Origin of the sequence: Ensifer sp. ENS07 (assembly GCF_014852185.1) — a bacterium.
GTDB classification, from domain to species: Bacteria; Pseudomonadota; Alphaproteobacteria; order Rhizobiales; family Rhizobiaceae; genus Ensifer; species Ensifer adhaerens.
This window is the reverse complement of record NZ_JACVBE010000001.1, coordinates 746,422-758,764: the sequence shown is the minus strand read 5'-3', so window position 1 is coordinate 758,764 and position 12,343 is coordinate 746,422. Positions and strand designations below refer to the sequence as shown.

General features: G+C 62.6%; 11 protein-coding genes and 1 pseudogene. 8 read left to right on the top strand and 4 right to left on the bottom strand.

From position 1 onward, the window contains the following. Positions 1-168: 168 nt before the first annotated feature. Together ldtR and IB277_RS03650 are read right to left on the bottom strand one after the other, a co-directional pair. A complete protein-coding gene (ldtR, locus tag IB277_RS03655) occupies positions 169-681 on the bottom strand; it encodes a transcriptional regulator LdtR (protein WP_034803764.1) in 513 nt (170 codons plus the stop codon). Positions 682-811: 130 nt separating this feature from the next. Further along, positions 812-1,249 carry a DUF6163 family protein gene (locus IB277_RS03650; RefSeq protein ID WP_090294561.1) on the bottom strand — a complete coding sequence of 146 codons (438 nt, stop codon included), beginning with the start codon at positions 1,247-1,249 and terminating at the stop codon, positions 812-814. Here IB277_RS03650 and IB277_RS03645 point away from each other — a divergent pair. From IB277_RS03645 to IB277_RS03625, 5 genes are all read left to right on the top strand, one after another. Beyond that, the gene (locus IB277_RS03645) at positions 1,248-1,436 is read left to right on the top strand and encodes a hypothetical protein (RefSeq protein ID WP_060522162.1); all 189 of its coding nucleotides are present in this window, start codon (positions 1,248-1,250) and stop codon (positions 1,434-1,436) included. The two genes, IB277_RS03650 and IB277_RS03645, sit on opposite strands and share 2 nt — an antisense overlap. After that, positions 1,433-2,449 carry a porphobilinogen synthase gene (gene hemB, locus IB277_RS03640; protein WP_090294563.1) on the top strand — a complete coding sequence of 339 codons (1,017 nt, stop codon included), beginning with the start codon at positions 1,433-1,435 and terminating at the stop codon, positions 2,447-2,449. Before IB277_RS03645 ends, hemB begins: the two co-directional genes overlap by 4 nt. An 88-nt stretch (positions 2,450-2,537) precedes the next feature. After that, a complete protein-coding gene (locus tag IB277_RS03635) occupies positions 2,538-3,002 on the top strand; it encodes an RDD family protein (RefSeq protein ID WP_034803777.1) in 465 nt (154 codons plus the stop codon). Positions 3,003-3,189: 187 nt separating this feature from the next. Continuing rightward, positions 3,190-3,978 carry an arginyltransferase gene (locus tag IB277_RS03630; protein WP_034803779.1) on the top strand — a complete coding sequence of 263 codons (789 nt, stop codon included), beginning with the start codon at positions 3,190-3,192 and terminating at the stop codon, positions 3,976-3,978. Positions 3,979-3,981: 3 nt separating this feature from the next. Beyond that, positions 3,982-4,878, top strand: a complete 897-nt coding sequence (locus IB277_RS03625) for a DMT family transporter (protein WP_060522160.1) — start codon at positions 3,982-3,984, stop codon at positions 4,876-4,878. 126 nt (positions 4,879-5,004) lie between these two features. Here IB277_RS03625 and IB277_RS03620 read toward each other — a convergent pair. Together IB277_RS03620 and parC are read right to left on the bottom strand one after the other, a co-directional pair. Beyond that, a pseudogene (locus tag IB277_RS03620) lies at positions 5,005-5,298 on the bottom strand (transcriptional regulator); the annotation flags it as partial. Between the two features lie 173 nt (positions 5,299-5,471). Beyond that, entirely contained in the window at positions 5,472-7,748 is a 2,277-nt protein-coding gene (gene parC, locus IB277_RS03615; RefSeq protein ID WP_034803783.1) for a DNA topoisomerase IV subunit A, read from the bottom strand. A gap of 446 nt (positions 7,749-8,194) precedes the next feature. On the opposite strand from parC, the gene IB277_RS03610 reads away from it, so the two are divergent. The 3 genes from IB277_RS03610 (at position 8,195) to IB277_RS03600 (ending at position 12,300) form a co-directional block, all read left to right on the top strand. After that, positions 8,195-9,394 (top strand): hypothetical protein, encoded by a 1,200-nt coding sequence (locus IB277_RS03610; protein WP_034803785.1) that lies wholly within the window; start codon positions 8,195-8,197, stop codon positions 9,392-9,394. Between the two features lie 583 nt (positions 9,395-9,977). Further along, the gene (locus IB277_RS03605; protein WP_226020675.1) at positions 9,978-11,306 is read left to right on the top strand and encodes a cytochrome P450; all 1,329 of its coding nucleotides are present in this window, start codon (positions 9,978-9,980) and stop codon (positions 11,304-11,306) included. Next, the gene (locus tag IB277_RS03600) at positions 11,293-12,300 is read left to right on the top strand and encodes a lysophospholipid acyltransferase family protein (RefSeq protein ID WP_162731779.1); all 1,008 of its coding nucleotides are present in this window, start codon (positions 11,293-11,295) and stop codon (positions 12,298-12,300) included. The genes IB277_RS03605 and IB277_RS03600 overlap by 14 nt, the downstream gene beginning before the upstream one ends. The last annotated feature ends 43 nt before the right edge of the window (positions 12,301-12,343 follow it).

Here is a 12,343-nt window from a genome sequence, read left to right as displayed (position 1 = left end):
CGGCAACATTCTGATTTACTAATGTTTTTGGTTTGAAAAATCACGCGAACGCGAGGAAAGCGTGCCGCAGCGGTGCAGCTTTTCGGCAACAGAACGGGGTGCCGCAAATGGCAAAGGTCGGACACGCAGGGATTGCGCCCGACCCTTGAACTGGAGGTTTTGGCCTGATTACAGGCGATACATGATCGAGTCGTTCCAGAAGCGATCGAGGCGCTGCAAGAGCTTGTTCATCTGGGTGAACTCGTCCGAGCCGATGCCGCCGACCTTCTGGATCGAGCCGACGTGGCGCTCGTAGAGTTTGGCAACGGTTTCGGCGATTTCCTGGCCGTCTTCCGTCAGGCTGATGCGGACCGAGCGGCGGTCGACGCGGGAGCGCTGGTGGTTGATCAGGCCGAGATCGACGAGCTTCTTGACGTTGTAGGAGACGTTCGAGCCGAGGTAGTAGCCGCGGGAGCGAAGTTCGCCGGCGGTCAGTTCCGAGTTGCCGATGTTGAAGAGCAACAGGGCCTGAACGGCGTTGACGTCGCTGCGACCTTCGCGGTCGAACTCGTCCTTGATGACGTCGAGCAGGCGGCGGTGCAGACGCTCGACGAGGTGAAGGGATTCCATATAGAGACCGCGGATGGTTTCTTCCTGGGGGTCTCGGGGCTGAACTGCCTGCGGCTTCATCTTGGTGTTCATTTGACTGCCTCACTGTTTTGTTTGGCGGTGTCTGTTTGTCTTCCCGCCTTGAGTGAGACCCTATCGAATACGTCTAAAATTCTACTTAAACCGCAGCCTTAACAAGAGCTTGCCATTTGGCGACCCTGTCTCAGGGTGAATCAACCCTTACCTGCCTGGCGAGCCGCCAGCGCTGGTAGAAGATCGCCGCGCGGAAAAGAACGAAGGTAACGGCAACCGCCGCATGCAGCACGACCAGCAGCGGACGGCCGCCGAAACTGGCCGGATAGAACTCGCACATCACGATCTCGATGGCTGCCGCAACCACCCAGACGACCGGCCCCCAGGAGACCAGCAGCCACAGGCCGAGGGCGGCGACCGGATAGATGACGGCAAGTGCGGTTGCGGCCGCCCGCCACTCCGGCGTCAGGAGATCGAAGCGTCCGGCGCCGCCATGGGAAAAGCCGATCAGCATGGCCCAGTAGTTCAGCGCGAACCAGATGCATGAGGCGGAGACCAGACGCAGAAAGAGACCGAAGAGGATCTCGGTCAGCGACGGTTTCGGCACATGGGCAGAATCATGAAGCATGGCCGGCAAGATAGGGCGGGTCTTTGCCATCCGCCAGCGGCATCGCGCCGTCCCCTCCCCCATGGCTCCTCTTAAAGAGAAGAAATGCCGCAGCCCGTTCGCCGGCCGCGCGGTTCCCAATGGCGGCCAGCCCATGATAAAGCGCTTGGCTATCGACGATTTTCACGGGAAAGGCGCGGCGCGATGAACGACAGGACAAATCTTGTGGACAGGGTCACCGGCCACCGCCGCATGCGCCGCAACCGCAAGGCCGACTGGACGCGCCGGCTGGTGCAGGAAAACCGCCTGACCGTCGACGACCTGATCTGGCCGATCTTCATCGTGCCGGGCGAGAACATCATCCAGCCGATCGACGCGATGCCGGGCGTCAACCGCATGAGCATCGACAAGGCGGTCGAAGCGGTGAAGGAAGCGGCCGATCTCGGCATCCCGGCGATCGCCACCTTCCCCAACATCGACCTGTCGCTGCGCGACGATACCGGCTCCAACAGTCTTGCCGCCGACAACCTGATCAACCAGGCGACGCGCGCCTTCAAGAAAGCCGTGCCTGAGATCGGCATCATCACCGACGTCGCGCTCGACCCCTTCACGAGCCACGGCCATGACGGCATCCTGCGCAATGGCGAGATCGTCAACGACGAGACGGTCGAGACGATCGCAAGGGCGGCCGTCGCCCAGGCGGACGCCGGCTCCGATATCATCGCCCCCTCCGACATGATGGACGGACGCATCGGCGCCATCCGCCAGGCGCTCGACGCTCACGGCCACCAGAATGTCGGCATCATGTCCTATGCGACGAAGTTCGCCTCCGGCTTCTACGGTCCCTATCGCGAGGCGATCGGCACCGGCGGCCTTCTGAAAGGCGACAAGAAGACCTATTACATCGACCCGGCCAACGGCACCGAAGCGATCCGCGACGCAGCCCTCGACGTCGAGGAAGGCGCCGACATGCTGATGGTGAAGCCAGGCCTTCCCTATCTCGACATCTGCTGGCGGATGAAGGAAGCCTTTGGCCTGCCGGTCTTTGCCTATCAGGTGTCCGGCGAGTATTCGCAGGTGAAGGCGGCGGCTGCCAACGGCTGGATCGATGGCGAGAAGGTGATGCTCGAAACGCTGCTCGCCTTCAAGCGCGCCGGCTGCGACGGCATCCTCAGCTACTTCGCGGTCGAAGTGGCCCGCATTCTCGCCAAAGGCCGCTGAAACGTACCGCTTGATCCCGGCTCCGATCCTTGTTTTGCAGGGAATGCCATCCCATATCCTTGCTGCAACCAAACGAGGCTTTTGACCGATGACCATGCACAACGAAGAACTGAGGCTGCCGAGCAATGACTGGCGCGCCTATCAGGGCGTGCTGTCGCGACGCGTCTTTGCCTTTCTGCTCGATTACGCGATCATCGCGCTCCTCTGGATCCCCGCGGCGGTCGTCGTCTTCTTCCTCGGCATCCTGACGCTCGGCCTCGGCTTCATGCTTTATCCGGCGCTCTTTGCGATCGTCGCCATGCTCTATTTCGGACTGACGGTCGGTGGCCGCGAACAGGCCTCTCCCGGTATGCGCTTGATGGGCCTGGCGATCGCTCGAACTGATGGACGCCCGATGGACTTCCTGACGGCGATCGTCCACCTCGTCATCTTCTGGATCGCCAACGCGCTGCTGACGCCGCTGATCCTGCTGATCGGCCTTTTCACCGACCGCAGCCGCCTGCTGCACGACCTGCTGATCGGTACCGTCACGGTGCGCCGCGACATGTATTGAAACCGGCGCAGGCATAGAGCTGAAAGCGTAAGGCGGTGTTTTCCGCCTCACCGCCGCCACCTATTGTGGTCACCACTAAAATATCGGCCGGCGCAGGCGGAAGCGGCAAACGAGTGAGTTGACGTTTTCCATTCTTGCGCCATGCTACTGTCATGAACCACAGCGCGAAGAGTGACCTCCGCACTCGATGAACACACAGACCGCACCGTCTCCGCAATTTTATCTGACTGCGCCGGCAGCCTGCCCTTATCTGCCGAACGAGATGGAGCGGAAGGTTTTCACCCACATGGTGGGCGAGCGCGCGCCCGAGCTCAATGATCTCCTGACGCAAGGCGGCTTCCGACGCTCGCAGAACATCGCCTATCGCCCGGCTTGCGAGACCTGCCGCGCCTGTATTTCGGTGCGCATCCTCGCCAACGAGTTCAAGCCCACCCGTTCCATGCGCCGGGTGCTTGCCGCCAATCACGACGTGATCTCGGCGGAATATCCGGCCGAGCCGTCGAGCGAGCAGTACAACCTCTTCCGTCGATACCTCGACCGACGTCACCAGAAGGGCGGCATGTCGGACATGTCGGTGCTCGACTATGCGATGATGGTCGAGGACACCCATGTGCACACCAAGATTATCGAGTATCGCCTGAGGGTCGAAGGCGACGGCGTCAGCGAGAAGGCACGCGGGCCGCTGATCGCTGCGGCGCTCACCGACCGCATGGGCGACGGACTGTCGATGGTCTACTCCTTCTTCGACCCGACGCAGGAAGAGCGGTCGCTCGGCACCTTCATGATTCTCGATCACATTCGCCGCGCCCGGGAGCGCGGCCTTCCCCACGTCTATCTCGGCTACTGGGTGAAAGGCTCGCGCAAGATGGGGTATAAAACAAAGTTTTTGCCGCAAGAGCACCTCATGGCCCGTGGCTGGGAGCGCTATGAAGGCGGAGACACCACCCTGGAAGCCGCTCCTACGAAAACGGGTTAGAAATTGAGTTCATCTTCCGATGCCGCGATGCACCGGCGCGGCCTTGCCATCACCGGCCTCGGCGGCCTTGCCCTCTCCTTCGACATTCCGCTCATCCGATCCGCCGGCGGCGACGTCTGGTCGCTGCTCGCCGTGCGCAGCCTGTCGACTTTCGTGATCGCGCTCGGCGCCTGGTTCGTGCTTAACCGGGTGCTCGGCCGGAAGATTTCGCTGCTGCCGGGCAAGACCGGCCTTTTGGTCGGCGTCTTCTACGGAATCAATTCCTGCACGTTCCTGCTCGCCGTCTTCAACACCTCGACGGCGAATGTGGTCTTCATCCTCGCCTTCACCTCGATGTTTGCCGCCATCCTCTCCTGGATCTTTCTGAAGGAGAGACCATCGAACGCGACGCTCGTGACCATGCTGGTCATGGTGCTCGGCGTCGGGCTGATCGTCCAGGACGGACTGGAAAGCGGTCACCTCTTCGGCGACGCCATGGCGGCATCCTCCGCCTTTCTGCTGGCAAGCGCGATTACGATCAGCCGTGCGAGCAAGCGCGACATGGCGCTGGTGCCGCTGGTGACGGCGATCTTCCCGGCGGCCGTCGCTCTCCTGATGCTGCCGGCCGGCGGCTTCACGATCGCCGCCCCCGGCTACATCCTCTTCAACGGCCTGGTGATGATCCCGCTCGCCTTCTTCTGCCTTGCGACCGGGCCGCGTTATCTCTCAGCCCCGGAAGTGGGCATGTTCTATCTGCTAGAGACTATTCTCGCGCCGATCTGGGTCTGGATGGTCTTCGCTGAAACGCCGACAACGCAGACGCTGATCGGTGGCTCGATTCTCGTCTTCGCGCTGATCGGCCATTCGCTTTGGCAGTTGCGCAGCCGGTCGCTGAGAGCGGCCGTTGCCTGCGCCGAGTAACGGTGTTCAAGACTTGTCGTCGCGCTGACCGCTGGGCCGCGGACGACGCTGCTTGTGGTCGACGCCCCGATCGCGCACCGGCAGCGGCTCCTGCGGCTGTCCCAGCGAAGCCGGGCGGACGCCGGGCATCTCTACGCGCATGACCCACAGTTCGCGGTTGGTGTTGATCCAGGTGGCCGCGACGCTCAACGGCGCCGGATTGCCGATCAAGGCGTCGCCGTCGCGCCGTTTGAGGCGGGTGACGAGGCCTGCAGCCTCCAGGAGCGCGATGTGCGTCTCCAGCTCTTCGCGGGCTACCGCGACGGCTACGGCAATATCGGCGACGCGCGCCTCGCCGGCAAAAAGGATCTCGAACATCCGGCGGCGGACCGGGTGGGCAAGGGCCAGCAGGACGTCATCAAGGGCTGTGGCATTCGGCATCGCTGTCATCCCTGTTGGACGCGCAGTGATCCATTATAGCCTTCCGGCTTACAAGCGCCAGTTGCGCCTGCGTTTCATTTGGATTTCCAATGATTTAAGAGATTGCGCCAAACTGCGCCAAAACGAAACAGGAGCCACGCGGCCTCTCGACCGCATGGCTCTCCTTATCCCGGTCAGCCGCTGAACTTGCCGCTGCGCGGGAAGCCCTTCGGAACGACGCGGCCGGCAGAAGCGCGGTCGCCCTGCCATTCGATCAGTTCGTCCTTGGTCTTGGTAAAGACCCGGCCGGCGCTGTCTTCCCAGACGAGACCGTCAGCGATCGTGAAGCAGCGAATGTCGGAGATGCCGCCATCCTTGTAACGCTGCAGCCGCACGCCCTTGCCGCGTGCCATCTCGGGGATCTGGACGAGCGGGAAGACGACCAGCTTGCGGTTTTCGCCGACGACGGCCACGTGATCGCCCTTGACCGGAACGACCAGCTTCGCTTCGTCGCTGGCCGAGACGTTCATCACCTGCTTGCCCTTGCGGGTATTGGCGACGATATCGCTTTCGGTGACGACGAAGCCGTTGCCGGCAACCGAGGCGACGATGAGCTTGCGCGCCGGGTCGTGAACGAAGGCCGTCAGGACGTCCTGGTCGGTCTCCATGTCGACGATGATGCGCAGCGGCTCGCCATGGCCGCGACCGCCGGGCAGCTTGTCGCCGCCGAGCGTATAGACCTTGCCGCCTGTCGTGAAGACGAGGATCTTGTCGGTCGTCTGCGCCGGGAACGCCACCTTCAGCGCGTCACCCTCCTTGAACTGGAGCGAAGACGTGTCGGAGATGTGGCCCTTCAGCGCGCGGATCCAGCCCTTCTCAGAGATGACGACGGTGATCGGTTCCTTCTCGATCATCGCCTGCTGGATCGCCTCTACGTCGGCTTCCGGCGCATCGGCAAAGGTGCTGCGGCGCTTGCCGATCTCGGTCGCCTTGGCAAACTTCTTTTTGACTTCGCCGATTTCCCAGGCGACGGTCTGCCATTGCTTTTCGTCGGAGGCGAGCAGCGCCTCGATCTCGGCCTTCTCCTTCGAGAGCGCATCGAACTCGGTGCGGATCTCGAATTCCTCGAGCTTGCGCAAGGAGCGCAGGCGCATGTTGAGGATCGACTCGGCCTGGAGATCGGTGAGCGAGAACCGCTCCATCATCACCGTCTTCGGCTCATCCTCTTCGCGGATGATGCGAATGACTTCGTCGATGTTCAGATAGGCGACGAGGTAGCCGCCGAGGATTTCGAGCCGGCGGTCGATCGCGGCCAGCCGGTGGCGCGATCGGCGCTGCAGCACTTCGCGGCGATGCGCCAGCCATTCCGACAGCACTTCGTTCAGCGCCATGACGCGCGGCACGCGTCCGAGCGACAGCACGTTCATGTTGAGTGGGATGCGGCTTTCGAGCTCGGTCAGCTTGAACAGCGATTCCATCAGAATGCCGGCATCGACCGAACGGGTCTTCGGCACGAGGACGATGCGGATGTCTTCGGCCGATTCGTCGCGGATGTCTTCGAGCAGCGGCAGTTTGCGGGCGACCAGGAGCTCGGCAATCTTTTCGATCAGGCGGGACTTCTGCACCTGATAGGGGATTTCGGTGACGACGATCTGGTAGCCGCCGCGCCCAAGGTCTTCCTGCGCCCAGCGGGCACGAACACGGAAACCGCCACGGCCGGTGCGGTAGGATTCGGCCATGCTTTCCCGGCCCTCGACGATCACGCCGCCGGTCGGGAAGTCGGGCCCTTCGATGCCGCCCTTTTGCGGGTTGGCGGGATCGTAAAGCAGATCCTCGACGGTCGCGTCGGGATGGCGGATGAGATGCAGCGCCGCGTCGCAGAGTTCATGCGCGTTGTGCGGCGGGATCGAGGTGGCCATGCCGACGGCGATGCCGGTCGCGCCGTTTGCGAGCAGGTTCGGGAAAGCGCCGGGGAGCACGGTCGGCTCCTGGTCTTCCTCGTTGTAGGTCGGGCGGAAATCCACCGCGTCCTGGTCGATGCCTTCCAGGAGCAGAGAGCAGACGTCCGTCATCTTCGCTTCGGTGTAGCGCATCGCCGCGGCGTTATCGCCGTCGATGTTGCCGAAGTTGCCCTGGCCGTCGACCAGCGGATAGCGGATCGCGAATTCCTGCGACAGGCGCACCAGCGCGTCATAGATCGACGCGTCGCCGTGCGGATGGAACTTACCCATCACGTCGCCGACGATACGCGCGCATTTCTTGAACGAAGAGTTGGGCCTCAGCCCCATCTCGCTCATCGCATGCACGATACGACGATGCACGGGCTTCAACCCGTCGCGAACGTCCGGAAGCGCGCGGTGCATGATGGTCGACAAGGCATAGGCGAGGTAACGCTCTTCCAGCGCCGCCTTGAGGTCAACCGGCTGAATGTGATCGTCCCCGCCTGACGGGGGATTGAGGCTTTGTCCCATAGGTTCTTGCTAGCGCAACAAACCCGGAACGGCAAGGTTTTCAGGGCTTGCGCTTGTGGAGAACCCCCTCGCCCCAAATAACCGGCTCTCGCACCGATCCGCTTGCCCCGGCGCAATGTTCGTGCAACGGTCGCGCCGCTATGCGTCGGAGGCTGCCGCCAGGTAACGTCCCGGAAAGCATGCCCGAGCAGGAACATGTGCGGTTCGCCCAAGCGAATATAATTTCGCCCTGTTTCGTAATAGCTTCGGCTGGAGTTGATTTGGACGATTTGCAAGGGGGATCGCAGGACGCGCATTGGCAGACGGAACTGGCGGCCGCGCGCCGCCGACAAAGACGAATGCTGCCATGTGCCTACAGTTGACGCCCTCGCCAAGGGAACCAGATCAGCGACGCCTTATCTTCTTAAACAGCTACACAATCAAAGATTTTCACGAAGGAACTCGAAATGATGCACACGCGCAAGATCCGCCTGATGATGGCGAGCGCCGCGCTTCTCACGCTGACCGGCCCGGCCTTCGCGCTCGATGGCGCCGATTTGATGAAGAAGCTCGACGCAGCGACGAACGCGAACGGCACCTCGATCACCTATGACAAGGCCGAAGTCGACGGCGACAAGGTGACGGTGACCGGCGTGAAGCTGAAGGTCGCGAGCCAGCCGGGCGACGCTGTGGACCTGAATATCGGGGACCTGACCTTTGAGGGCGTCGAGGAGACCGAAGGCGGCGGCTATTACGCCGAAACCGTTTCGTTCCCCGACGTCAATGTCAGCCAGGACGAAGGCGCCATTTCCGTCAAGGATATCCTGCTCTCCGGCCTGACGATCCCGGCCAATGCGACCGGCGGAACGATCAACGACATCATTCTCTATGAAAGCGCCAGCACCGGCCCGATCGCCGTCAGCTCCAAGGGCAAGGAAGTCTTCTCGCTCGAAAGCACCGAAGCCAACCTCGCGCGCCAGGAAAATGACGCCGGCTTCGACTTCGACGCGACCGCTTCCGGCATCAAGGCCGACCTGTCGTCGGTCGAGGACGCCAAGACCAAGGAGGCGATCGAAAAGCTCGGCCTCACCACTATCGACGGCGCCCTGACGATGAAGGGCAGCTGGGAAGTCGAAAGCGGCAATGTCGCGCTCGAAGAATATGCGCTCGACTTCAAGAATGTCGGCCGGTTGAACTTCGCTCTCGACATCTCCGGCTACACGCTTGCCTTCGTCAAATCGATGCAGGAAGCGATGAAGGCTGCCGAAGCCAATCCGAACAAGGAAGAGGCCAACCAGGCCATGGGTCTCGCCATGATGGGCCTCATGCAACAGCTGACCTTCAACAGCGCCGAAATCCGCTTCGACGACGCCTCGATCACCAAGAAGGCGCTCGACTATGCCGGCTCGCAGCAGGGCGTGACCGGTGAGCAGATGGCACAGTCGCTGAAGGGCCTGGTGCCGATCATGATGGCGCAGCTCAACGTGCCGGAACTGCAGAACCAGGTGTCGGCTGCCGTCAATGCCTATCTCGATGGCCCGAAGAGCCTGACGATCAGCGCGGCACCGGAAAAGCCGGTTCCGTTCCCGATGATCATGGGTGCCGCCATGGGCGCGCCGAACACCATCCCGTCGGTGCTCGGCGTCAAGGTAACGGCGAACGACTAATCGTTCAGGTCTCTCCCGGCCTCAGCCGAGCCCGGGAGAAACCGACATGACGACAGCCTTGCGCGCCGAGACAGGCACGCAAGGCTTGATGGCGCCGCACCGGCTTCCCATGTGGCCCACGGCATTCACTCGGCGGACCTCGCCGGCCGAAAGCTGCGCCGCCGCCCTCCCGTGAAAGAACAAGCATCGCCCTTACTTGCGAACCGCATAGTCGGATCACGTTGCACGCCCTTGTGGAGCACGCATCGGCTGCGGGGCTCTTTTCTTCCCGGTGAGCTATTGCTTGCACCAAGAAATTTTCACCGTAAGGCGATAGCGTTTTTCATCGAAATCGTGCATGCCACCCTCAGGCAATTCAGAATCCGACTTCCAACGAACTTGAGAGCATCTAGGCCTCGAAGGGGACGTCTCGGACTTTGTGCAAATATACAAATACATGCCCGAATATCGTCTCCACGTTACGGCAGATCGGACGTAAATGCTCGCCTGGCTCCAGCAGTCTGTAAATTTCACTGAAGAATTGTTGGAGGGGAAATTCGCCCCCGTCCGAGCTGACTACTATACGGGCCCGCCCGGTAAGCCGTTGCGGCTGCTGCTCCAGGCGCGAACGGATTTCCTGTCGATCTGGCGGGCGAGCGACTATACCGAAACGATCTCGCAGACCCGGATCCTTGGGCGGCAGATCATCGTCGTCAACTCGCCCGACCTGATCCGGCAGGTCGTCGTCAAGCGTCATGAAAACTTCGAGCGCAAGAGCCCGCAGATGCGCCGGGCACTCGAATTCCTGCTGGGCGACGGGCTGTTTATTTCGGACGGGGACACCTGGAAGCAACGCCGGCCGCTAGTGGCGGACATCGTCCACGCCAAGCGGGTCCCCTCTTTCGGGCCCGTCATGGAAAATACGACCAGCGAACTGGTCGAGCGCTGGAACCGCATGCCCGATGGCGCCGAGGTCAACGCGTTGCACGAAATGGCGGGGCTGACCGCCGAAATCATCGCGCGCAGCGTCTTCGGTAACCAGCTCGGCGACGGTAGCGCGGCGGCGGTGACCGAGGGCTTCACCAGCTACCAGTCGCTGGTCGATTCCATCAACATCGGTTACTTCCTCGGCTTTGACGACGGCCTGCCGGTGCTGCGCACGCCGAGCCTGCGTCGTTCGGTCAAGCGCATCCACGCAACCATCGACAAGGTGGTTGAGGATCACCTTGCCGGACGCGGCGACCACAATTCGATGGTCGAGCTGCTGATCCGGCGCCAGCAACGAAACCCGGAACTGAAACTCGACCTCGTCGCCTTGCGTAACGAGGCCGCGACCATCTTCATGGCCGGGCACGAGACGACGGCGGCGACGCTGACCTGGACCTGGTATCTGCTTTCGAAGGCAGGCTGGGTCGAGAAGGCCGTTCACGACGAAATCGCCAGGGTCTGCGGCGACCGGACACCGACGATCGACGACGTGCCTCAGCTCGAATGGTGCCGGGCAGTTATCGAGGAGACGCTTCGCCTCTATCCACCGGTTCCGATCCTGGCGCGGCAGACCCGCGAGGCGGATATGATCGGCGACGTTGCCGCAGAGCCGGGCTCGCTCGTGCTGATCGTGCCGTGGCTCCTTCACCGGACTGAAAGCCTCTTCCAGGATCCACACCACTTCCATCCGGAACGGTTTACCGAAGGCCGGCGCCCGACGCCCTACAGCTTCATCCCCTTTGCCAGCGGACCGCGCGTCTGCCCCGGCCTGCATTTCGGGCTGACCGAAGCGATCCTGTGCCTGGCGATCATCGCGCAGCGCTACCGGGTTCGTGTGAGCCAGCGCCACGCGGTCGAACCGATCTGCCGCCTGACCCTCAGGCCGAAGAATGGCCTGCCGGTCACCTTGCACAAGCGAGAGGCCCCGTCGCATGGCGCCGGATGATCCGCACGCGGCGCAGCCGATCGGCAAGCGCAGGGCCTGGATCTTCGCCGAGGAAAGCGCCCCGCGGCTCGCCGATGCACTGGCGGGTGGCGACAGGGCGCGGGCCTTCCGGCGCTATTGGATCACCGACAACATCTGGAACGTCGCCAACATCGCCGCCCATTTCGGCATGAAGCTGCTGCCGATGGACGCCTGCTCCAGGCTTGGGGCGGCGCTCGGTCTCTTCATGGTTCCGCGCTTCCACAAGGTGGCAACCCGCCGCGCCCGTGAAACCATCGAACAGTTGCGGCCGGACCTTGACGCCCCGCAACGCGAGGCACTGTTTCTCGAAAACTGTCGCGCTCAGGGACGGTTGATGACGGAGTTCTCCGTCGTCAACCGATTGCAGCAGCGGCCGGAGCGGCTGAAGACCGAGGGCCTTGCACCCATCCGTGAGGCGGCAAACCGTGGCCCAGTCATTCTCGTCGGCCTGCATCTCGGCAACTGGGAAGTGGGCACGATCGCATTCCGCAAGCTCGGCCTCCAGCCGCATGCCTTCTATGTGCCGCCCAAGGGCCGGGCCAAGGCGTGGATCGCCGATCGGGTGCGCAGCAAGGCTGGCTTGCAGTTTCTGCCTCCGGGAATGGACGGGATCCGGCCGGCACTGAAGGTTCTGAAAGGCGGCGGCGTTGTCAGCATCTTCTGCGACGAGGGGTTCGGCGGCATGATCCGCGGGCCGTTCTTCGGCCGCCGGCCGCATCAGGAAGGCAACATCGCCATCGCCATACGGCTGGCGCGCATGACGGGCGCTACGATCTGCCCCTGGTACGGCCTTCGCACCGACGACTTCCGCTTCGAATGCACGGCCTTGCCGCCGATACGTTTGCCGGCGGAGGAGCGCCCCAATGCCCGGCTGCTGGATGACATGCAGTTGCTGAACGACACGATCGAGCCGGTCGTCCGCGCCCATCTCGACCAATGGTATTTCCTCGATAACGCGCTACGGCCGCAGTGAGCTTACTCACGCCTTTTTAACGCCTGCACGTCGCGGCTTTGCG

What these genes read in the sequence shown, in the direction of transcription:
- ldtR (WP_034803764.1), bottom strand. Translation starts at nt 681, where the DNA reads ATGAACACCAAGATGAAGCCGCAGGCAGTTCAGCCCCGAGACCCCCAG.
- IB277_RS03645 (WP_060522162.1), top strand. Translation starts at nt 1,248, where the DNA reads ATGGCCGGCAAGATAGGGCGGGTCTTTGCCATCCGCCAGCGGCATCGC.
- IB277_RS03650 (WP_090294561.1), bottom strand. Translation starts at nt 1,249, where the DNA reads ATGCTTCATGATTCTGCCCATGTGCCGAAACCGTCGCTGACCGAGATC.
- hemB (WP_090294563.1), top strand. Translation starts at nt 1,433, where the DNA reads ATGAACGACAGGACAAATCTTGTGGACAGGGTCACCGGCCACCGCCGC.
- IB277_RS03635 (WP_034803777.1), top strand. Translation starts at nt 2,538, where the DNA reads ATGACCATGCACAACGAAGAACTGAGGCTGCCGAGCAATGACTGGCGC.
- IB277_RS03630 (WP_034803779.1), top strand. Translation starts at nt 3,190, where the DNA reads ATGAACACACAGACCGCACCGTCTCCGCAATTTTATCTGACTGCGCCG.
- parC (WP_034803783.1), bottom strand. Translation starts at nt 7,748, where the DNA reads ATGGGACAAAGCCTCAATCCCCCGTCAGGCGGGGACGATCACATTCAG.
- IB277_RS03610 (WP_034803785.1), top strand. Translation starts at nt 8,195, where the DNA reads ATGATGCACACGCGCAAGATCCGCCTGATGATGGCGAGCGCCGCGCTT.
- IB277_RS03600 (WP_162731779.1), top strand. Translation starts at nt 11,293, where the DNA reads ATGGCGCCGGATGATCCGCACGCGGCGCAGCCGATCGGCAAGCGCAGG.